Annotated in this window: 20 protein-coding genes and 1 riboswitch; of the genes, 10 read left to right on the forward strand and 10 right to left on the reverse strand. The window is 70.5% G+C overall.

The features are described from left to right. Positions 1 to 23 precede the first annotated feature (23 nt). The 6 genes from ACIBAG_RS29975 to ACIBAG_RS30000 all read left to right on the forward strand — a co-directional run bounded on the left by ACIBAG_RS29975 (position 24) and on the right by ACIBAG_RS30000 (position 6508). Positions 24 to 473 carry an SRPBCC family protein gene (locus ACIBAG_RS29975; protein WP_399109217.1) on the forward strand — a complete coding sequence of 150 codons (450 nt, stop codon included), beginning with the start codon at positions 24 to 26 and terminating at the stop codon, positions 471 to 473. Positions 474 to 588: 115 nt separating this feature from the next. Continuing rightward, on the forward strand, positions 589 to 1695 hold the full coding sequence (gene rlmN, locus ACIBAG_RS29980) for a 23S rRNA (adenine(2503)-C(2))-methyltransferase RlmN (protein WP_399109218.1): 1107 nt from the start codon (positions 589 to 591) through the stop codon (positions 1693 to 1695). Positions 1696 to 1726: 31 nt separating this feature from the next. Further along, positions 1727 to 1834: riboswitch (TPP riboswitch) on the forward strand. Positions 1835 to 1913: 79 nt separating this feature from the next. Continuing rightward, positions 1914 to 3008 carry a thiamine ABC transporter substrate binding subunit gene (locus ACIBAG_RS29985; RefSeq protein ID WP_399109221.1) on the forward strand — a complete coding sequence of 365 codons (1095 nt, stop codon included), beginning with the start codon at positions 1914 to 1916 and terminating at the stop codon, positions 3006 to 3008. After that, the gene (locus ACIBAG_RS29990) at positions 2984 to 4666 is read left to right on the forward strand and encodes an ABC transporter permease (protein WP_399109223.1); all 1683 of its coding nucleotides are present in this window, start codon (positions 2984 to 2986) and stop codon (positions 4664 to 4666) included. The genes ACIBAG_RS29985 and ACIBAG_RS29990 overlap by 25 nt, the downstream gene beginning before the upstream one ends. Beyond that, positions 4667 to 5686 (forward strand): ABC transporter ATP-binding protein, encoded by a 1020-nt coding sequence (locus ACIBAG_RS29995; protein ID WP_399109225.1) that lies wholly within the window; start codon positions 4667 to 4669, stop codon positions 5684 to 5686. 24 nt (positions 5687 to 5710) lie between these two features. Then, the gene (locus tag ACIBAG_RS30000) at positions 5711 to 6508 is read left to right on the forward strand and encodes a maleylpyruvate isomerase family mycothiol-dependent enzyme (protein ID WP_399109226.1); all 798 of its coding nucleotides are present in this window, start codon (positions 5711 to 5713) and stop codon (positions 6506 to 6508) included. Between the two features lie 70 nt (positions 6509 to 6578). On the opposite strand, the gene ACIBAG_RS30005 is transcribed toward ACIBAG_RS30000, so the two are convergent. From ACIBAG_RS30005 to ACIBAG_RS30035, 7 genes are all read right to left on the reverse strand, one after another. After that, complete coding sequence (locus tag ACIBAG_RS30005; protein WP_399109228.1) at positions 6579 to 7244, reverse strand: LAETG motif-containing sortase-dependent surface protein; 666 nt, start codon at positions 7242 to 7244, stop codon at positions 6579 to 6581. A gap of 191 nt (positions 7245 to 7435) precedes the next feature. Continuing rightward, positions 7436 to 8557, reverse strand: coding sequence for an LOG family protein (locus tag ACIBAG_RS30010; RefSeq protein ID WP_399109230.1), 1122 nt, complete (start codon positions 8555 to 8557; stop codon positions 7436 to 7438). A 37-nt stretch (positions 8558 to 8594) separates the two neighbouring features. Then, positions 8595 to 9014, reverse strand: a complete 420-nt coding sequence (locus ACIBAG_RS30015) for a VOC family protein (RefSeq protein WP_031485051.1) — start codon at positions 9012 to 9014, stop codon at positions 8595 to 8597. 173 nt (positions 9015 to 9187) lie between these two features. Continuing rightward, positions 9188 to 10609, reverse strand: a complete 1422-nt coding sequence (locus ACIBAG_RS30020; protein ID WP_399109231.1) for a hypothetical protein — start codon at positions 10607 to 10609, stop codon at positions 9188 to 9190. Then, the gene (locus ACIBAG_RS30025; RefSeq protein ID WP_399109233.1) at positions 10591 to 11331 is read right to left on the reverse strand and encodes an ABC transporter ATP-binding protein; all 741 of its coding nucleotides are present in this window, start codon (positions 11329 to 11331) and stop codon (positions 10591 to 10593) included. The genes ACIBAG_RS30020 and ACIBAG_RS30025 overlap by 19 nt, the downstream gene beginning before the upstream one ends. Before the next feature lie 262 nt (positions 11332 to 11593). Then, positions 11594 to 12967, reverse strand: coding sequence for an aspartate aminotransferase family protein (locus ACIBAG_RS30030; RefSeq protein ID WP_399109235.1), 1374 nt, complete (start codon positions 12965 to 12967; stop codon positions 11594 to 11596). A 19-nt stretch (positions 12968 to 12986) separates the two neighbouring features. Continuing rightward, positions 12987 to 13505 (reverse strand): Lrp/AsnC family transcriptional regulator, encoded by a 519-nt coding sequence (locus ACIBAG_RS30035; RefSeq protein ID WP_031485042.1) that lies wholly within the window; start codon positions 13503 to 13505, stop codon positions 12987 to 12989. A 193-nt stretch (positions 13506 to 13698) separates the two neighbouring features. Here ACIBAG_RS30035 and ACIBAG_RS30040 point away from each other — a divergent pair, with 193 nt between their 5' ends. The 3 genes from ACIBAG_RS30040 (at position 13699) to ACIBAG_RS30050 (ending at position 17220) form a co-directional block, all read left to right on the forward strand. Continuing rightward, positions 13699 to 15138 (forward strand): gamma-aminobutyraldehyde dehydrogenase, encoded by a 1440-nt coding sequence (locus ACIBAG_RS30040; RefSeq protein ID WP_399109236.1) that lies wholly within the window; start codon positions 13699 to 13701, stop codon positions 15136 to 15138. A 135-nt stretch (positions 15139 to 15273) separates the two neighbouring features. Beyond that, a complete protein-coding gene (locus tag ACIBAG_RS30045) occupies positions 15274 to 16614 on the forward strand; it encodes a spermidine/putrescine ABC transporter substrate-binding protein (protein WP_399109427.1) in 1341 nt (446 codons plus the stop codon). 165 nt (positions 16615 to 16779) lie between these two features. Beyond that, a complete protein-coding gene (locus tag ACIBAG_RS30050) occupies positions 16780 to 17220 on the forward strand; it encodes a VOC family protein (protein WP_399109238.1) in 441 nt (146 codons plus the stop codon). Positions 17221 to 17292: 72 nt separating this feature from the next. On the opposite strand, the gene ACIBAG_RS30055 is transcribed toward ACIBAG_RS30050, so the two are convergent. Both ACIBAG_RS30055 and ACIBAG_RS30060 read right to left on the reverse strand, forming a co-directional pair. Beyond that, entirely contained in the window at positions 17293 to 17628 is a 336-nt protein-coding gene (locus ACIBAG_RS30055) for a hypothetical protein (RefSeq protein WP_399109240.1), read from the reverse strand. 31 nt (positions 17629 to 17659) lie between these two features. Continuing rightward, on the reverse strand, positions 17660 to 19021 hold the full coding sequence (locus ACIBAG_RS30060; RefSeq protein WP_399109241.1) for a diacylglycerol/lipid kinase family protein: 1362 nt from the start codon (positions 19019 to 19021) through the stop codon (positions 17660 to 17662). Positions 19022 to 19160: 139 nt separating this feature from the next. Here ACIBAG_RS30060 and ACIBAG_RS30065 point away from each other — a divergent pair, with 139 nt between their 5' ends. Continuing rightward, positions 19161 to 19697 (forward strand): hypothetical protein, encoded by a 537-nt coding sequence (locus ACIBAG_RS30065; protein WP_399109243.1) that lies wholly within the window; start codon positions 19161 to 19163, stop codon positions 19695 to 19697. Here the strand turns inward: ACIBAG_RS30065 and ACIBAG_RS30070 are convergent. Then, entirely contained in the window at positions 19687 to 20853 is a 1167-nt protein-coding gene (locus ACIBAG_RS30070) for a serine hydrolase domain-containing protein (RefSeq protein WP_399109245.1), read from the reverse strand. The genes ACIBAG_RS30065 and ACIBAG_RS30070 overlap by 11 nt on opposite strands. Between the last annotated feature and the right edge of the window lie 55 nt (positions 20854 to 20908).

The following is a 20908-nucleotide window of genomic DNA, read 5'->3' on the forward strand; positions in this document are numbered from 1 at the left end:
CAGGGGACTCGAAGGGGGTCATCATGACCGCCATCCGAGAAGTCATCGACGTCGACTGCACGCCGGACGAGGTCTACGCGTACATCACCGACCCGTCCCACCTGCCCGAATGGCAGCTGAGCGCCGTCTCGGCCGAGCCGCTCGACGAAGGGCCGGTCCACGCCGGCTCCCGGGTGCGGGTCACCCGGCGCATCGGCAACCGACAGCTTCCGATGACCGTGCAGTTCGACGAGCTCGACCCTCCGCACAGCTGGGATCTGCACGGGATCGACGGTCCCGTCAGGCCCCGCACCCACGGTGAGATCGAGCCGCTCGACGACGGACGCCGCTCCCGCGTGACGATCGACATCGACTTCGAAGGGCACGGCCTCGGCAAGGTCCTGGTGCCCCTCGTCGTCCGCCCACAGGTTCGCAAGGAACTGCCGCGCGACGAGCAACTCCTCAAGGACAGGCTGGAGCGCAGGACCGACTAGCCCGGCGTTCGGCAGGCACGTACGAGCCCGTCGCGGCCATCCGCCACGCGGGAGTGATCCCGGCTGTCCACAGGGGAGCGGGCCACACCAGTGGATCTGCGACACTGGTACAGCCATGCCTAAGCCCGGAGAACTCACTTTCGTCGCCCCCCGCGGAGCCAAGAAGCCGCCGCGGCACCTTGCCGATCTCACGCCCGGTGAGCGCAAGGACGCTGTCGCCGCGATCGGCGAGAAGCCGTTTCGTGCCAAGCAGCTCTCGCAGCACTACTTCGCGCGGTACGCGCACGACCCGGAGCAGTGGACCGACATCCCTGCCGGATCGCGCGCCAAGCTGCGGGAGGAGCTGTTCCCGGAGCTGATGACCGTGGTACGGCATCTGTCGACCGACGAGGGCACGACGCGCAAGACGCTGTGGCGGCTGTTCGACGGGACGCTCGTCGAGTCGGTGCTGATGCGGTATCCGGACCGGGTGACCATGTGCATCAGCTCCCAGGCGGGGTGCGGGATGAACTGTCCCTTCTGCGCCACCGGGCAGGCGGGGCTCGATCGCAATCTGTCCACCGCGGAGATCGTGCATCAGATCGTGGACGGGATGCGGGCGCTGCGGGACGGGGAAGTGCCCGGCGGGCCCGCTCGGCTGTCCAACATCGTCTTCATGGGGATGGGCGAGCCGCTCGCCAACTACAACCGGGTCGTGGGGGCGATTCGGCGGCTCACCGATCCCGAGCCGGACGGGCTGGGGCTGTCGCAGCGCGGGATCACCGTCTCGACCGTCGGTCTCGTCCCGGCCATCCACCGGTTCGCCGACGAGGGCTTCAAGTGCCGGCTCGCGATCTCGCTGCACGCGCCCGACGACGAGCTGCGCGACACCCTCGTCCCCGTGAACACGCGGTGGAAGGTGCGCGAGGTGCTCGACGCCGGGTTCGAGTACGTCGAGAAGTCCGGGCGCCGGCTGTCCATCGAGTACGCGCTCATCCGGGACATCAACGACCAGGCGTGGCGCGGTGACCGGCTCGGGCGGCTGCTCAAGGGCAAGCCCGTGCATGTGAACCTGATTCCGCTGAACCCGACTCCCGGGTCGAAGTGGACCGCCTCGCGGCCCGAGGACGAGAAGGCGTTCGTCGAGGCCATCGCCGCCCATGGTGTGCCGGTGACGATTCGGGACACCCGTGGTCAGGAGATCGACGGGGCCTGCGGTCAGCTCGCGGCCACCGAGCGGTAATCTGAGCGCGTACACCCGTACGAACATCTTCATATTCCGACAGGGGAGCGCCACAGCGCTGAGAGTGCGGCAACCAGGCCGCAGACCCTCTGAACCTCGCCCAGGTCATTCTGGGTAGGAAGTTCGGTCATCACTCAAGCTGTTGCGCCCTGCCCGGGAGCCGAAAGGACTTCTGGGCGGGGCCGCGTCTCTTCCTGGTCCATCCCAGGAGGAATTCAGTGAGCACCACCAAGAAGTACCTGGCCCTGGCCGTCGGTCTCGGCCTGGTCACGTTGTCCGCGTGCGGATCGTCGTCCGACGACGAGAGTTCCGGCGGGTCCGGGTCCGGCGGGTCGAAGACCGTGACGCTCGTCAGCCACGACTCGTGGGCCGTCTCGAAGAACGTCCTCGCCGCGTTCGAGAAGCAGTCCGGCTACCAGGTCAAGGTCCTGGAGGACGGCGACGCCGGGCAGGCCGTCAACAAGGCGATCCTCACCAAGGACAACCCGCAGGGCGACGTCTTCTTCGGCGTCGACAACACCCTGCTGTCGCGGGCGCTCGACAACGGGCTGTTCCAGCCGTACGAGGCGAAGGGCGCCGACAAGATCGACGCCCGGTACCAGGCCGACCAGGACGAGCACCGGGTCATTCCCGTCGACACCGGCGACATCTGCGTCAACTACGACAAGGCGTACTTCAGCGAGCACAAGCTGGCCCCGCCGACGTCGTTCGACGACCTGATCAAGCCGGCGTACAAGAACCTCCTCGTCACCGAGAACGCCTCCACCTCCTCGCCGGGCCTGGGCTTCCTGCTCGGCACCGCCGCCAAGTACGGCGACGACGGCTGGCAGGACTACTGGGGGAAGCTGAAGGCCAACGGCGTCAAGGTCGTCGACGGCTGGGAGCAGGCCTACAACGAGGAGTTCTCCGGCTCGGCCGGCGGCAAGCAGGCCAAGGCGGACCGGCCGCTCGTCGTGTCGTACGCCTCCTCGCCGCCCGCCGAGGTGATCTACGCCGACCCGAAGCCGACGGCCGCCCCCACCGGGGTCGCGACCGGCACCTGCTTCCGCCAGGTCGAGTACGCGGGTCTGCTCAGCAACGCCAAGAACGCCGAGGGCGGCAAGGCGTTGATCGACTTCCTGCTGACGAAGACGTTCCAGGAGGACATGCCGCTCAACATGTTCGTCTACCCGGTGGTCGACGGTGCCCAGGTGCCCGAGGAGTTCGCGAAGTACGGCCCGCAGGCCGAGGAGCCCGAGACCATGGACCCGGCGAAGATCGCCGACAACCGTGACGACTGGGTCAAGTCGTGGACCTCGCTCGTACTGAAGTAGCCCCCCGGCCGATTCGGAGGAGGAACCCGCGGAGCGCAGCGGTGCGGCTCGGCCTCATCGCCGTGCCCGTGGCCTTCTTCGCGGTCTTCTTCGCCTACCCCGTCGCCGCGATTGTCGCGCGCGGTCTGAAGGTCGACGGGGTCTGGCAGTTCGGGCGGCTCTGGGACGTGCTCGGGCAGTCCGACATCCGGCACGTCCTGTGGTTCACCACCTGGCAGGCCCTCGCGTCCACCGCGCTGACCCTGCTGATCGCGCTGCCGGGCGCCTATGTCTTCGCCCGCTTCGACTTCCCCGGCAAGCAGATCCTGCGCGCCGTGGTGACCGTGCCCTTCGTGCTGCCGACGGTCGTCGTCGGTACGGCCTTCCTCGCACTCGTCGGCCGGGGCGGGCTCCTCGACGAGTTGTGGGGCGTGCGCCTGGACACCACGGTGTGGGCCATCCTCCTCGCACACGTCTTCTTCAACTACGCCGTCGTCGTACGGACGGTCGGCGGGCTCTGGTCGCAGCTGGACCCGCGGCAGGAGGAGGCCGCGCGGATGCTGGGGGCGTCTTCGCTGAAGGCGTGGCGGCAGGTCACCCTCCCGGCCCTCGCGCCCGCCGTGGCGGCCGCCGCGCTCATGGTCTTCCTGTTCACCTTCACCTCCTTCGGTGTCGTCCAGATCCTCGGCGGGCCGACCTTCTCGACCCTCGAAGTGGAGATCTACCGGCAGACGTCCGAGATCTTCGACCTCTCCACGGCCGCCGTCCTGACGATCATCCAGTTCCTGGCGGTGGCCGCGATCCTCGCCGTGCACGCCTGGACGGTACGGCGACGGGAGAGCACCCTTCGGCTGGTCGACGCGTCCGTGACCGCGCGGCGGCCGCGCGGGGCGGGGCAGTGGGCGCTGCTGGCCGGCGTCCTGGTCGTCATCGTCGTACTCCTGCTGCTGCCGCTCGCCGTCCTGGTGCAGCGGTCGCTGGACGCGCCCGAGTTCGGCTACTACCGGGCGCTGACCAGCGCCGACGGCGGGGTCTTCCTCGTCGCGCCGATCGAGGCCATCGGCAACTCGCTGGAGTACGCCGTCGTCGCCACCCTCATCGCCGTGCTGATCGGCGGTCTGGCCGCGGCCGCGCTGACCCGGCGGGACGCGGGGCGGTTCGTACGCGGCTTCGACGCGCTGCTGATGCTGCCGCTCGGAGTGTCCGCGGTGACCGTCGGGTTCGGGTTCCTGATCGCCCTGGACGAGCCGCCGCTCGATCTGCGCAGCTCGTGGATCCTGGTTCCGCTGGCCCAGGCGCTCGTCGGGGTGCCCTTCGTCGTACGGACCATGCTGCCCGTACTGCGCGCCGTGGACCAGCGGCTGCGCGAGGCGGCGTCGGTGCTGGGGGCCTCGCCTTGGCGGGTCTGGCGTGAGGTGGATCTGCCGATGGTGCGGCGGGCGCTGCTGATCGCGGCCGGGTTCGCCTTCGCCGTGTCGCTCGGTGAGTTCGGGGCGACCGTGTTCATCGCGCGGCCCGACAATCCCACGCTTCCGGTGGCCGTGGCGCGGCTGCTGGGGCGGGCCGGCGAGCTCAACTACGGCCAGGCGATGGCCCTTTCGACGGTACTGATGGTGGTGTGCGCGGTGGCGCTGCTGGTCCTGGAGCGGCTTCGTACGGATCGGACGGGGGAGTTCTAGATGCTGTTGAGCCTGGCGGGTGCGACCGTACGGTTCGGCGGGCGGGCCGTGCTGGACGGCGTCGACCTCGATGTCGCCGAGCACGAGATCGTGTGCGTGCTCGGGCCGAGCGGCAGCGGCAAGTCGACGCTGCTGCGGGCGGTGGCGGGGCTGCAACCCCTCGACTCCGGGCGGGTGCTGCTCGACGGGCGGGAACAGGCCGGGGTGCCCGCGCACAAGCGGGGCGTCGGGCTGATGTTCCAGGACCATCAGCTGTTCCCGCAGCGCGACGTCGGCGGCAATGTGGCCTTCGGGGCACGGATGCACGGCGCCTCCAAGGGTGAACAGGCCGAGCGGGTACGGGAGTTGCTCGACCTCGTCGGACTGCCGGGGGCCGCCCGGCGCGCCGTCGCCGCCCTCTCCGGCGGGGAGCAGCAGCGGGTCGCGCTGGCCCGTGCGCTCGCGCCCCGGCCGCGGCTGCTGATGCTGGACGAGCCGCTGGGGCAGCTCGACCGCTCGCTGCGTGAGCGGCTGGTGGTCGAACTCCGGGAGCTGTTCGGGCGGTTGGGCACCACCGTGCTGGCCGTGACGCACGACCAGGGTGAGGCCTTCGCGCTCGCCGACCGGGTCGTGGTCATGCGGGAGGGGCGGATCGCCCAGACCGGGACGCCGCTGGAGGTGTGGCAGCGGCCGGTGGACGAGTTCGTGGCGCGCTTCCTCGGCTTCGACAACGTGGTCGAGGGCACGGTCGCCGGGGAGGCCGCGGACACGCCCTGGGGCAAGCTGCCGGTGGGCGAGGGCGCCGGGCAGGGGACACGCACCCTGCTCGTACGGCCGGCCGGGGTGCGGCTCGTGGCACCCGACGCCGGGCTGCGCTGCAAGGTCGCGGCACGCACGTTCAAGGGCACGCATGTCGCCGTGCACCTCCAGCCGGAGGACGCGCCGCGCCTGGAGGCGGCGTGTGCGCTGCGGGACGCGCCGGAGGTCGGGGACGTGGTCGGGGTGGAGTTCGACGCGGCCGAAATTGTCGTGCTGGGTTGATCACGCGGCCCGTAGGGTGCGGGCATGACGCTGCTCGCGCACGACCGCTACTGCGACGAAATCGCCCACCAAGTCGGCCTGTTGAGGGCCGTCGTCACCTCCGGCGCCGATCTCTCGGCCACCGTGCCCACCTGCCCGGACTGGTCACTGGAACAGCTCGTACGGCACATGGGCGGCGCCCTGCGCTGGGTGGAGCTGATGGTGCGGACGCGGGCGCAGGAGGAGATCCCGGAGGAGGAGGTGCCGGAGGCCGAGGGTCCCGAGGCCGAGGGTGACCGCGCCGCCCTGGACGCCTGGCTCGCCAAGACCGGCGAGATGGTCGTCGCCGCGCTGCGGGACGCCGGGCCGGACGCCAAGATGTGGGGGTGGGCCGGGGTCCCCACCGCGGGGTTCTGGGCCCGCCGTATGACCCACGAGATCACCGTTCACCGCGCGGACGCGACCCTTGCCGCCGGGCTCCCCTACGAGGTCGCGCCGGACGTGGCGGCCGACGCGATCGACGAGTGGCTGGAGATCGTCGAGTGGGCGCAGCGGACGCTGCCGGACGATCCGGCGAGGGAACTGCGGCGGCCGGGGGCCAGTATCCATCTGCACGCCACGGACAACACCCCCGAGGTGAACGCCGAGTGGTACGTCGATCTCACCGGGGAAGTCGTCACCTGGCGGCGCGACCACGAGAAGGCGACCGTCGCCCTGCGTGGCCCCCTCACCGCCGTGCTTCTCGCCTTCTACCGTCGACTGCCGCTGGACAGCCCGGAGTTGGAGGTCCTCGGCGAGCGGGAGTTGCTGGAGTTCTGGCTCGAACGGGCGACGTTCGGCTGACAGGCGTGTGGCCCGCCCCTCGAACACTCCGGGAAGGGGCGGGCCACAACGGTGTTGCTGTGCGGGCGGGTCAGCGGTCGCCGCTCGTACCCCGGCGGCGCATGCCGAAGAAGACGGCTCCGCCGCCGATCGCCACGAGCGCGATCGCGATGCCGGCGATCAGGCCGGTGTTGGAGTTCGCGCCGGTCTCGGCGAGGTTGGAGTCACCGGCGTCCGCCGGGGCCGGAGCATTGCTCTCGGTGCCCGCGGGGGCGGTGCTCTCGCTCTGAGACGGCGTCGGGGTCGGGGTGTCGGTCTCCTCGGCGGGGGTCGAGGCGGACTCCGACGGGGTCGGGGTGTCGGACGGAGCCGGCGGCTCCTCCTCTTCCTTCTTGCAGGCCGTGGACGGCGTCGTCAGGTTCGGCTTGATGTCCTCGTCGACATAGCCCTCGGCCTTGACGTGGACGCGGTACTCGGCGTCCGGCTTCCAGTTCTCCTCGAAGGCGATGGTGACACCCTCGCGGGAGCCCTTGACCACCTGCTCGCCGACCTTCTTCAGGTCGGCGCCGTTGTTCTGCAGGTACACGCTGACGGTCGCCGGGATCCCGCTGGGGTCCACGTCGGTGACCGTGATGACGCCCTTGTGGCCGTCGCACTTGGCTTCGGCGGAGAATTCACTGATGTCGCACGCGAGCGCGTTGCCCGCGAGACCGAGCATGAGCGCCGCCGAGGCGGAGGCGACACCGAGAGCGCGCACGGAACGTGCGACAGTACGGCGGTTTATGGACACGTTTGACACGTTTGTCCTTACGAGTTGCGCAACTGAGGGGGGTGTTGAAGAGGTTGGCGATCTGACATCGCCGTCCCCAGGAGTCTCACTGGTTTATAAGCGTGACATAAGGACTGTCAACGTGTGGGCGGCCCACAGGCCTTGGCTTTGCTCTCTTATTAACCCCCGAGACGTTTCAACGCCTCCGGAACCTCCTCGATCCGGTCGACCAGGGCGATACGGGACTCCATCGAGCGCTCCCGCGCGAGCGACTGGAGCAGGGGCCAGGTCGGCAGCTTCTGCGTCCAGTGCGTGCGGTCGACCAGGATCATCGGGGTGGGCTCACCGCGCGACTCGTAGTAGTTCGGCGTCGCGTTGTCGAAGATCTCCTGTACGGTGCCGGCGGCGCCCGGCAGGAAGACGACGCCCGCGTTCGAGCGGGCCAGGAGACCGTCCTCGCGGGTGGCGTTGGCGAAGTACTTGGCGATGTGGGAGGCGAACGGGTTCGGCGGCTCGTGGCCGTAGAACCAGGTCGGGATGCCCACGGAGCGGCCGCCCCGGGGCCAGCGGGCGCGCACGTCGAAGGCGACGGCCGCCCAGTCGGTGATCGAGGGTGTGAAACCGGGGGCCTTGGCGAGGAGTTGGACGGCCTCGCCGAGCATCTCGTCGTCGTACGGGGCGGCGTACGCCCCGAGGTTCGCCGCCTCCATCGCACCCGGGCCGCCGCCGGTGGCGACCGTGAAACCGGCGCGGGTCAGCTCCCGGCCGAGGCGCGCGGCACCCTCGTACGCCTCCGTGCCGCGGCGCATCGCGTGCCCGCCCATGACGCCGACCACCCGGGCCCCGGCGAGGAGTTCGTCCAGGGCGTCGGAGACGGAGTCGTCGTGGACCGCGCGGAGCATGGAGGCGTAGATGTCGCCGTCCGCCTTGGTCTGCTGGAACCAGGCGTACGCGCGCGCGTCGGGCGTGGCCTCGTAGCCGTCCGCCAGGGACGCGAAGAGCTCGTCGGGGGAGTAGACCAGGCCGCGGTACGGGTCGAAGGGCAGGCCCGGGACGGGCGGGAAGACCAGGGCGCCGTCCGCGCGGATCTTCGCGGCCGCCTCCTCACGCATCGGACAGCCGAGGAAGACGGCGCCCGCCGTGTCCGTGCCGAGCAGTTCGCGCGTACGGTCCGTCAGGTCGACGGCCTGCACCCGGAATCCGGCGAGGCTGCCGCGCGCCGCGACGGTCGCGTCGAACTCCTCGAGCGTCTCTATCTCACGGTCGTTGTGGTGGGCCGCATGGGCGGGCATCGTCTGCACGCGCCCATGCTAGGCACCGTCCGACGGGTGGTGGGTGTCAGCCCTCGATGGCCGACGGGTCCATCCAGACGACCTCCCAGGTGTGGCCGTCGAGGTCGTCGAAGGCGCGGCCGTACATGAAACCCATGTCCTGGATCTTCTCCGAGGCGGTGCCGCCGGCGGCGACGGCCTTCTCGACCAGTTCGTCGACCTTGTCGCGGCTCTCGGCGCTCAGACAGACCAGCACCTCGCTGGTCTTCGTGGCGTCCGCGATCTCCTTGTCGGTGAAGGTCGCGTAGAACGGCCTGGTCAGCAGCATCGCGACGATGGTGTCGCTGATCACGACGGAAGCGGCGTTCTCGTCGCTGAACTGCGGGTTGATCGAGTAACCGAGCTCCGTGAAGAACTTCTTCGAGGCGTCGAGGTCGTTCACGGGCAGGTTCACGAAGATCATCTGCTGGTACGCGGGGGCGGTCATCGTGGTCTCTCCCATCGGGGTGGCTGCTGTTCGGTGGGGTAGACCGGGGGGTCGTGCGGAACTCATCGCCGCGGAGAGATTTTTCTCGTACGAGTTTTTCGCCCGCCGCCCGCCGCCCGCCGTCCCCGTGCCCGGCGCCGCTGGTGCTTTCCGGCGACCGTCTCCGTACGGCGTCAGCGCGCCAGGGGCAGTGCGGCCAGCTCGGCCACGATCAGGGTGAGCGGGGCGAAGAACGCCACCAGGACGCCGGCGCGCAGGGCGGCCGCGCTGCGCAGCATCGAGGTGGGGGCGCCGAGGCGGAGCAGGGCGGCCGTGGTGTCGGCGCGGGCCTGCTTGGCCTCCAGGGCGGCCGTCAGGAGGGTGGCCACGGTGCAGCCGGTGACCAGGGCGACGCCGACGGGGGCGAGTGGGCCGAGGGCGGTGGCGGCGTCGGTGCCGGAGAGGGTGGCCATGGCGTACGCCCCGGAGGCCGCGGCGCAGACGATGCCGAGGGGGCGGCCGATGCGGACGGCTTCCGCCATGAGGACCCGGCCTGCCAGCAGGCGGAGGGCGCCGGGGCGGGCGGACTGGAGGAGGCGCCCGCAGAGGTGGGTGAGGCCGGGGGCGGCGAGGGTGAGGCCGAGGGCGGTGAGGAGCCAGCCGAGGAGGACGCCGGCGGGGCCGGTGGGGAGGGCGGCGGGCAGGGTGAGCGTGGTGCGGGTCGGGGCGTGGGCGGCATAGGCCTCCGCGGCCAGGCCTGCGGCGATCACCGCGATGCCCCAGGGGAGGCCGGTGGGGGGTTTGCGGGGGGCCGGCGGGAGTGCTGCTTCGGTCGAGTCTGCCGGCGGGTTGCCCGGGGTGGGGGCTGGCGTGGCGGTCGGGTCGCTTGCCCGCGCAGACGGTGCGGCGTGGATGTCCGCGGACGGTGCGGTGTGGTTGCCCTCGCCGACCTCCCTGGTGCCCGCCGCAGCCGGGCCGCCTCTTTCGGCCCGCCTCAAATGAGCCCCGAACCTCCCATAAGCGCCGAACGTCTCCCGTGCCACCGCCCTGCCGTACGCCCCGAAGCGGCCGTACGGCCTCCCCGCGCCCTGTGCGTTCGTGCGCTGTTCCTTGGGGCGGAGGGTGAACGCCACCGTCAGGGAGGCGATCGCCGGTGCCGGGGTGAGGAGGGTCAGGGTGGCCGGCACCGGTAGGTGGGTGTCCGCCGCGAGGAATTCCGCGGCCGCGCCGTCGAAGGGCATGCCCGTCAGGTCGCCTCGGAGGTGGAGGAAGAACAGCAGGGCCACCATCGAGCCGAGGGTGCAGGACAGGGCCGTGGTCGTCGCCGAGACGGCCATCAGGCGGGCCGGGCCCAGGCCGATCGCCGAGAGGCCGGGGCGGGGCCTGGTGCCGGGGTCGGTGCGGGCCACGGCCACCGCGAAGTGGATCGTCGCGGCCAGCGGGGGCACGCACCAGGCCAGGCGGAGCAGCGACGCGCCGGGATCGCCGGGATGGGACAGGGCATAGCCCAGGGCGCACAGGAGCAGGAAGCCCGTGCCCGCGGACGCCGTCGCCACCAGCAGGCGCCGCAGCTGCACGGCGGGTTGGGAGCCGAGGGTCAGGCGGAGAGCGAGCACGCGGCCCGGCCTTCCGCCTCGCCGACCGGGGGCAGTTGCACCGTGCTCACACGCCGTCCGTCCAGGAGGGTGAGCCTGCGGTCCGCGAGGGGCGCCGCGTCCGGCTCGTAGCTCGCCAGGACGACCGTGATGCCGTGCGAGCGGGCCGCCGTCGTCAGGGTGCGCAGCACCTGGGTGCGGTCGGTGCGGTGCAGGGAGGCCGCCGGCTCGTCGGCGAACAGGACCGTGGGCGAGGGGGCCAGCGCCCGGGCGATGCAGACGCGCTGGCGTTCGGCCTGGACCAGCTGGTGCGGGCGCTTGCGGGCCACCTTGCCGACGTCCAGGCGCTCCAGCCACTCCAGCGCTGCCGTCTTGGCACGCCGCCGGCTGGTGCCGCGCAGCATCAGGGGCAGGGCGGCGTTCTCCCAGACGTTGAGTTCGGGGACGAGGGACGGGGCCGGGTCGATCCAGCTGAAGCGGTCGCGGCGGAGCCGTTCGCGGGCCAGCGGGCCCATCTTGTGCACCGGCACGCTGTTGAACCAGACCTCGCCCCGGCGTACCGGGAGCATGCCGGACAGGCACTGCAGGAGGGTCGTCTTGCCGCTCCCGCGCGGACCGATGACGGCGAGGACCTCACCCTCCTGGACACCGAGCGAGACGCCGCTGAGCGCGGGCGAGCCGTCGCTGTAGGTGAAGTGCAGGGCGCGCGCCCAGAGCACGTCGTTGTCCGGCGGGGCCACCATGACGTACACCTCGCTTCTGATCCGTTTCCGTACCTGATCCCCCGTGCGGGGGAACGATGGCTCGGCCGATCGGTCACAGGAACGCTAGGCAGCGGTCACCCGGACCCCGGACAGCACACGGCCCCGGGCCGCCGTTTCTCACTCGAACGGGCGGCTCCGGGGCCGGTGTTGATCATCCAGACGGAAGATCGACTTCCGCCGGTCGGCGGGGGCGCCTGGGGCGTTTGGCACCCCCGTGAGCCGGGCGCGCGCCCGGCTCACGTCACAGCTTGGTCCACGCCTCCGACAGCGTCGCGCGCAGGATCTGCTCGATCTCGTCGAACGTCTCCTGGTTGGAGATCAGCGGCGGCGCGAGCTGGACGACCGGGTCACCCCTGTCGTCGGCACGGCAGTACAGGCCGTTCTCGAACAGCTTCTTGGAGAGGAAGCCGTACAGGACGCGCTCGGTCTCCTCGGCGTCGAAGGACTCCTTGGTCGTCTTGTCCTTCACCAGCTCGATGCCGTAGAAGAAGCCGTTGCCGCGGACGTCGCCGACGATCGGCAGGTCGTAGAGCTTCTCCAGCGTGGCGCGGAACGCGGCCTCGTTGTCGAGGACGTGCTGGTTGAGGTTCTCGCGCTCGAACAGGTCGAGGTTGGCGATGCCCACCGCGGCCGACACCGGGTGGCCGCCGAAGGTGTAGCCGTGCAGGAACGTGTTGTCGCCCTTGTAGAACGGCTCGGCGATGCGGTCCGAGACGATGCACGCGCCGATGGGGGAGTAGCCCGAGGTCATGCCCTTGGCGCAGGTGATCATGTCCGGGACGTAGCCGAACTTGTCGCAGGCGAACATCGTGCCGAGGCGGCCGAAGGCGCAGATGACCTCGTCCGAGACCAGCAGGACGTCGTACTGGTCGCAGATCTCGCGGACCCGCTGGAAGTAGCCGGGCGGGGGCGGGAAGCAGCCGCCCGCGTTCTGGACCGGCTCCAGGAAGACCGCGGCGACGGTGTCCGGGCCCTCGAAGAGGATCTGCTGCTCGATCTGGTCGGCGGCCCAGCGGCCGAAGGCCTCCGGGTCGTCGCCGTGGATCGGGGCGCGGTAGATGTTGGTGTTCGGGACCTTGTGTGCGCCGGGCACCAGCGGCTCGAAGGGAGCCTTCAGCGCGGGCAGGCCCGTGATGGACAGGGCGCCCTGCGGGGTGCCGTGGTAGGCGACCGCACGCGAGATGACCTTGTGCTTGGTGGGCTTGCCGACCAGCTTGAAGTACTGCTTGGCGAGTTTCCAGGCGGTCTCCACCGCCTCACCGCCGCCGGTGGTGAAGAAGACCTTGTTGAGGTCGCCCGGAGCATGGTCCGCGAGGCGGTCGGCGAGCTCGATCGCCTTCGGGTGGGCGTAGGACCAGATCGGGAAGAACGCCAGCTCCTGCGCCTGCTTGAAGGCGGTCTCGGCCAGCTCGACACGGCCGTGCCCGGCCTGGACCACGAACAGGCCGGCGAGACCGTCGAGGTAGCGCTTGCCCTTGTCGTCGTAGATGTAGGTGCCCTCGCCCCGGACGATGGTGGGGACGGGCGCCTTCTCGTACGAGGACATGCGGGTGAAGTGCATCCACAAGTGGTCGTACGCGGTCCTGCTGAGGTCCTGAGGGGTGTCGGTGCTCACGGTTATCGGGTCCTCACGGTTATCGGGTTCCCCACATGTAGGTCTGCTTCTTGAGCTTGAGGTAGACGAAGCTCTCGGTGGAGCGCACTCCGGGTACGGCCCGGATGCGTTTGTTGATGACCTCCAGGAGGTGGTCGTCGTCCTCGCAGACGATCTCCACCATCAGGTCGAAGGACCCCGCGGTCATCACCACGTACTCGCACTCGGACATGGCGGTCAGCGCGTCGGCCACGGACTCCACGTCGCCCTCGACGTTGACCCCGACCATCGCCTGGCGCCGGAAGCCCACGGTGAGCGGGTCCGTGACGGCGACGATCTGCATCACGCCCTGGTCGAGCAGCTTCTGGACGCGCTGGCGCACGGCCGCCTCGGACAGGCCCACGGCCTTGCCGATCGCGGCGTACGGCCGGCGGCCGTCCTCCTGAAGTTGTTCGATGATGGCGAGGGAGACGGCGTCCAGCTGGGGACCGCCGCCGTTCCTGGACTCGCGGGAGTCCCTGTGCTCTGCGCTTCGACTGGCCACGACGTCACTGTGCACGACGTCTCGACAGTTCCGCAAGGTCGCGGCGATGAAATTCGTTGTTTACGTGACTGAGACCTGCGGATTTCGCAGAAGTGGAGGGAGTGGGGGTGTTGAAAACGTGGGTCAGCCGATTAGGGTGGGTGTCTCAGAGAATGGACAGCCAGAAGCAGTCCAGAGGCATTAAGAGACACCTGACAGGAGGCCGGCAGTGAGCACCGAGCTGCGTCGTCTGCGCAACTACATCGACGGTGAGTTCCGGGACGCCGCCGACGGACGGACCACCGAGGTGGTCAACCCCGCGACGGGCGAGGCGTACGCGACCGCGCCGCTGTCCGGGCAGGCGGACGTCGACGCCGCGATGGAGGCCGCCGCCAGGGCCTTCCCGGGCTGGCGCGACACCACGCCCGCCGAGCGCCAGAAGGCCCTCCTGAAGATCGCGGACGCGTTCGAGGAGCGGGCCGAGGAGCTCATCGCGGCCGAGGTGGAGAACACGGGCAAGCCGATCGGGCTCACGCGGTCCGAGGAGATCCCGCCGATGGTCGACCAGATCCGCTTCTTCGCGGGCGCGGCGCGGATGTTGGAGGGGCGTGCGGCCGCCGAGTACATGGACGGGATGACCTCGATCATCCGCCGTGAGCCGGTCGGTGTCTGCGCGCAGGTCGCGCCCTGGAACTATCCGATGATGATGGCCGTATGGAAGTTCGCGCCGGCCATCGCGGCGGGCAACACGGTCGTCCTGAAGCCGTCGGACACGACCCCGGCGTCGACCGTCCTGATCGCCGACATCATCGGCTCGATCCTGCCCAAGGGCGTCTTCAACGTCATCACCGGTGACCGTGACACGGGCCGCCTGATGGTCGAGCACCCGATCCCGGCGATGGCCTCCATCACCGGCTCGGTGCGCGCCGGTATGTCGGTCGCCGAGTCCGCGTCCAAGGACCTCAAGCGGGTCCACCTGGAGCTGGGCGGCAAGGCACCGGTCGTCGTCTTCGAGGACACCGACATCGCCAAGGCCGTCGAGGACATCTCGGTCGCGGGCTTCTTCAACGCCGGGCAGGACTGTACGGCCGCCTGCCGCGTCCTCGTCCACGAGGCCATCCACGACGAGTTCGTCGCGGCGCTCGCGAAGGCGGCCACCGACACCAAGACCGGCCAGCCGGACGACGAGGACGTGCTGTTCGGCCCGCTCAACAACCCCAACCAGCTCAAGCAGGTCGAGGGCTTCATCGAGCGGCTGCCGGCGCACGCGCGCGTGGAGGCCGGTGGCAAGCGGGTCGGTGAGAAGGGCTACTTCTTCGCGCCGACCGTCGTCTCCGGCGTCAAGCAGGACGACGAGATCATCCAGAAGGAGGTCTTCGGGCCGGTCATCACCGTGCAGTCCTTCTCCGACGAGGCGCAGGCCGTCGAGTGGGCGAACGGTGTCGAGTACGCGCTCGCGTCGTCGGTGTGGACGAAGGACCACGGGCGGGCGATGCGGATGTCCAAGGCGCTGGACTTCGGGTGCGTGTGGATCAACACGCACATTCCGCTGGTTGCGGAGATGCCGCACGGTGGGTTCAAGAAGTCCGGGTACGGCAAGGACCTTTCGGCGTACGGGTTCGATGACTACACGCGGATCAAGCACGTCATGACGTCGCTGGACGGGTAGTACTTCGGCCGCGGGTGCGTGGGGGCTGGTCGCGCACCCGCGGCGGAGTCGCATATCGGGCACAGCCCCGCGCCCCTGGGGGTGTTGCCGCGGTGGCATGCTGCGTCAGTGCCCCTGCCGACGAATAACTCCTCGTTGTCCCGCCGGAGTCTTCTGCGCACCCTCGGCGCGGGTGCGGTCTCGGCCGGTCTGGCCAGTTGTGGAGTGCCCGCCGCCCACGTGCCGCCCGGCGAGCGGGCCGCCGCCGATCTCTCCGCCACCGACAAGCGGCTGACCTGGGCCAACTGGCCGCTGTACATCGACACGGACGACGCGGACGAGACCCGGCGGCCGACGCTGGAGGCCTTCGAGGAGCGCACGGGCATCTCCGTCGAGTACGTCGAGGAGATCAACGACAACGACGAGTTCTTCGGCAAGGTCAGCCCCGCCCTGATGAACCGTCAGCGCACCGGCCGCGATCTCATCGTCATCAGCGACTGGATGTGCGCCCGGTTCGTACGGCTGGGCTGGGTGCAGGAGATGGACCGCGCGCGGCAGCCGAACGTGACGCGGTACCTGGACCCGCAGCTGCGTTCACCGGCCTTCGACCCGGGCCGGAAGTTCACCGTGCCGTGGCAGTCCGGCATCACCGGTATCGCGTACAACCGCCGCGGGCTGGGCCGCGAGATACGCAGCGTGTCCGAGCTGTGGGCCGGCGATCTCAAGGGCCGGGTGACGCTGCTCTCCGGCCTGGACGAAGCCTTCGCGCTGCTCATGCAGGGCAACGGCGTCGACATCACGCGCTGGACCGCGGACGACTTCCACACGATCTGCGACCAGGTCGAGGAGCAGGTGCGCAAGGGCCAGATCCGCCGCTTCACCGGCAACGACTACATCAAGGACCTGTCGAGCGGCGACGTACTGGCCTGTCAGGCGTACTCGGGTGACGTCATCCAGCTCCAGGCGGACGACCCCGACATCCGCTTCGTCGTTCCGGAGGAGGGCGCCGAGCTCTGGTCGGAGTCCCTGATGATCCCCAACCAGGCCCGCCACAAGGCCAACGCCGAGCGCCTGATCGACTACTACTACGAGCCCGAGGTCGCCGCGGAGCTGGCGGCCTGGGTCAACTACGTGTGCCCCGTCCCGGCCGCCCAGGACGTCCTAGGTCGTGTCCGCAAAGTCCCGTCGTCCGCCCGGAGGGCGGGCCCCGCGGCGTCTGGTGCGTGCTCTCGGCGTGCCGGGCGGAAGCCCTCGTACTGGTTGTACGTGGGCTTTCGCCCGGTGCGGCGAGAGTGCGTGCCAGGCGTCGCGGGGCAGGCGGGACTTTGCGGACACGGCCTAGCCTCCGCCAAGGACGAGGAGACCGCCGCCCTGGCCGAGGACCCGCTGATCTTCCCGGACGCGGCGATGCGGGGGCGTCTGGCGATCGCGCGGGACATCACGGGCGGGGAGCGGACGGAGTTCGCGAAGCGGTGGAACGCGGTGGCGGGGTTGTAGGGCGGGTGCGTGCGCGTCGAGTTGTGACGAGGACGGTCAGTTGGCAGTTTTCCTTCCGAGTCCTGCGGTCTGCGGATGTCGAGAACGTGCCGCCGACTCCGTCCCAGGGACATCAGGGACAGCAGCGGCCATCACCGGCCGTACGAGGAAGAAGGAGAAACGGGCATGGCGATTCAGCGGATGGACAACGTCGGCATCGTCGTCGAGGACCTGGATGCCGCCATCGCGTTCTTCGTGGAACTCGGTTTGGAGCTGGAGGGCAGGACGGAGGTCGAGGGCCTCTTCGCCGACCAGTGCACCGGACTGGACGGCGTCCGCTGTGACATCGCGATGGTCCGGACCCCGGACGGTCACGGCCGGCTCGAGCTGGCGAAGTACCGCAGCCCCGAGGCGATCAGCGCCGGGCCGCGCAACCGGCCGCACAACGTTCTGGGCACGCACCGCGTCATGTTCGCCGTCGACGACATCGAGGACACCGTTGCCCGCCTGCGCCCTCACGGCGCCGAACTCGTCGGTGAGATCGCCCGGTTCGAGGACAGCCATCTGCTCTGCTACCTCCGCGGCCCGGAGGGCATCATCGTCGGACTGGCCGAGCAACTGCGGTGAGAAGACGGACTCTGGGCGCTGTACCCAAGTGACAGGTACCGTGCCTGCTTCGCCGGCCACGGGAAAGCCGGGTCACAACCGTTCGTCCATCTCGCCGGGAAAGGCGATGGCGCACTGCCGGTGGATCTCGTCCATAGCTCGGAGCGTCGTCAGCGAGTCGTCCAGCGGACGGAGCGGGGACTGGAGCCGGCCGGCGGTGATGCAGCGGGCCACCTCCGCGGCCTCGAAGTGCAGGGCGTCGTGGGCGGTGTGCGGTTCGGTGTACGTCAGTCGGGTGCCGCTTCCCGCGAGGGTGAGGACGACGTCGCCGGGCTGGTAGAAGGGGCCGGGCAGGCTCAGGGTGCCGTGGGTGCCGGCGACGGTGGCGTCGAGGCGGGCGAGTTCGGCGATGACGGGGCGCTCGCCCAAATGCCGTGCCCCACCCGGCAGTTTGGCACCGTCAGCTGAACGGCCCCCGCCGGGGCGCCGCCGTACGCCCCACCGTCGCCGCCAGCTTCCGCAACCGGCGCCAGTCCAGGCGGGGGCCGCGCTGCGGGACGCCGGGGCGCTTGCGGGGGACGCGCACGCGCAGGGCGCGGGGGATGATGCGGCAGTGGACCGGGGCGGGCAGCACGAGGGCCTCGCCGTCGATGCCGGCCTCGATCTCCGCGCGGTCGGCCTCGATGACGACGTGGGGCGCGGTGAGGATGGTGAGGCCGCTCGGCGCGGGGTCGAGGATCAGTGCGGCGGCCTCGGCCGCGCTGTCCACCCTGACGCCGAGGACGCCGAGGACGCCGGCGTCGAGGCGGTCACGGCGGCCGAACCCGAAGGGGTCGTCGGTGCGGTACGGGTTGTTGCTGACCAGCACGGCGTGTGGGGCGTCGAGCGTCGTACCCGCCGCCCGGGCCGTCAGTCGCGGGCCCTGCTGACGGCTGAGCAGGTCGGGCAGCAGCTCCAGGCTGGTGCCGATCTTGTCGTCGCGGTAGGAGGGGCTCTGCACGATGGCCGCGTACGCCCCGAAGGACGCGTTGTTGACGAAGGGCCGGTCGCCCGCGTAGCCGAGGTCGACGCGCAGCTCCACGCCGTCGGTGAGCGCGTCGAGGCAGCTGGACGGGTCGTCGCGGTCGAGGCCGAGGTCCATGGCGAAGTGGTTGCGGGTGCCCGCGCTGATCACCAGGAACGGGATGTCGTACGCGGCGGCGATGGCCGCGACCAGTGCCTGGGTGCCGTCACCGCCCGCGACGCCCAGCAGGTCCGCGCCCTCCGCGACGGCCTCGCGGGCCAGGGCCGTGACGTCCTGGTGCTGGTCGGGGTCGAGGAGAACGACGTGGGCGCCGAGCCGTTCGGCCTTCTCCTTGAGCGTGAAGCGGCCCACCTTGCCGCCGCCCGAGCGCGGGTTCATGATCAGGTACGGTCGCCGCGGCGGCGCCGCCTTGCGCTCCCGCATGACCCGCACCCGCGTGCTGCCCGTGCCCCGCAGCGCGTACCGGCCGCTCCACACGGCCAGCGTCCACAGCGCCACGGACGCCAGAAGTTCCCAGAACAGGGTGGCCGCGAACAGCACGAACAGCGCGACGAGGGCGGCCGGCAGGGCCAGGGCCACGACGGCCGCCGCCCAGCGCAGCGGGCCGCGCAGGGTCAGCGTCCACCACACCGCGACCGCGCTGAGACCCAGGCCCGCGGCGCCGGCCACCAGCATCAGCACGCCGCTGAGGCCGCCGTAGAAGAGCGGCACGAGCACCGCGAGGCCGGCCGCGGCCAACGCCGTGCGCGCCGCCCACCGCTGGCCTCGGTAGGCCCGCTCGCTGAAGTCCCAGCCCATGAATCCTCCGTCCGCCGCGGACATCGTAGGGCTGACGCATCGGGTGTGTGACCAGCGTCTGCCGCAGGGCGGCGGTCAGGGCGGAGCAGCGCGCGGGACACACTTTTGAACGTGTTCAACATGGGCGTACGCTACGCCCATGAGCGACAGAGCCGCCCTGCTCAAGGGCATCCGTGTCTGGTTGGCCTTCTTCGTCGTCTGCCTGGTCCTCAGCGGCGCCACGGCCTTCCCCCTCGTCCATGAACTGCGCTGGACCGAGGACCTGTTGCGCGCCCTGTCCGTGCCGGAGCACCTGCCCGGCCTCATGGACTGGATCGAGCGCGTCCGGCACGGACTCGACACCGCCGACGCCGACTACCCCTTCCTCCTCTACGGCACGGACTGGCTGGCCTTCGCCCACCTCGTCATCGCCGTCGCCTTCTACGGCCCCTACCGCGACCCCGTCCGCAACGTCTGGGTCGTCGAGTTCGGGATGATCGCCTGCGCCGGCATCGTCCCGCTCGCCCTGATCTGCGGGCCGATCCGCGACATCCCCTTCTGGTGGTCGGTGATCGACATGTCCTTCGGTGTCTTCGGGATGATCCCGCTGTACGCCGTGAGGAAGAGGATCAAGCGGCTGGAGGCGCTGACCGAACCGTCGGCGCCTCCGGCCGCTGCCGCCGCCGTCAGCGGTTGAACGCCGGGAACGCGAAACGCTGGGCGATGGCGAGCCCGTCGCCCTTCGCGTCGGTGGAGTTGACGGAGTAGACGACCGTCCGGGACAGGTCGCGGGTGGCCGCGACCACGGTGTGATATCCGGGGCGGGCGCCCGTCTTGCCCCAGATCACCTTGCCGTTCAGCTCGTAACGCTCCAGCGCGGCGGCCATGGTGGCCCCCTCGACGTCCGGGACCGTGAACATCTCCTTCAGTTGCGGCTCGGGCACGACCTGGCCGCGGAACAGGGCGAACAGCAGCCGCTCCAGATCGGCCGTCGTCGAGATCATGTCACCGGCCGCGAACCGGTCGGACATGTTCCACTCGGTCACGTCGACCAGCCTGCCGTCGATCCAGTCGTAGCCGCGGTTGTGTGCCCCGTGGACGCGGGGGTCCGGGCCGGCCGGGAACGAGGTGTGCCGCATGCCGAGCGGGCGGAAGATCCGTACGGCCGCTTGGTGGGCGTAGGAGTCGCCGGTGACCTTCTCGATCAGCATGCCCAGCACCGTGTAGTGGATGTTGCCGTAGCGCTGGTGCTCGCCGGGTGCGTGGTCCGGGTCGGGACCCTTGGCGACCGACGCGGCCACCACCTCCTCGGGGGTCAGCGTCTCGAAGCGGTGCTCGTAGCCGTCGTCGACGTCCTCCCCGAGGGACGCGCCCGGCTGAAGGCCGCTGGTGAAGTTCAGCAAGTGCCGTACGGTGACGGGCGCGAACTCCTTCGTCAGCAGGCCGGGCAGGTACTGCTGCACCGTGCCGTCGAGGGAGATCCGCCCCTCGGCGGCGAGTTGCAGCACGATCGCCGCGGTCACGATCTTCGTCGAGGAACCCGCCCGGAAGCGGGCGCCCTCCAGCGCCGGCGCCCCGGTTCTCATGTCACGCACCCCGGCCGCCCCGTGCCAGCTCCCCTTGCCGCCGACGCGGATCAGCGCGGCCGTCGCGTCCTTGTCGGGCAGCCCGGCGAGCGCGGCGCACAGAGCCTTGACGTCGGGACCGTCCTTCGGGGCCGCCTCGATGGCCTGCGCGGAGCACGACGACCATGACGACGCGGGCCGCGCGGAGGCCGTCCCGGCCGGCGGCAGCGCGGTGAGGCCGAGCGCCAGCACGGAGGTGAGGAGGGCGGGAAGCGGACGTACGGGCATCTACTGCTCCTGAAGTCGACGGGATGGTCGGCGGAAGCCGGCGGAATCCGGTGGA

Origin of the sequence: Streptomyces sp. NPDC051243 (assembly GCF_044455405.1) — a bacterium.
Lineage (GTDB): Bacteria > Actinomycetota > Actinomycetes > Streptomycetales > Streptomycetaceae > Streptomyces.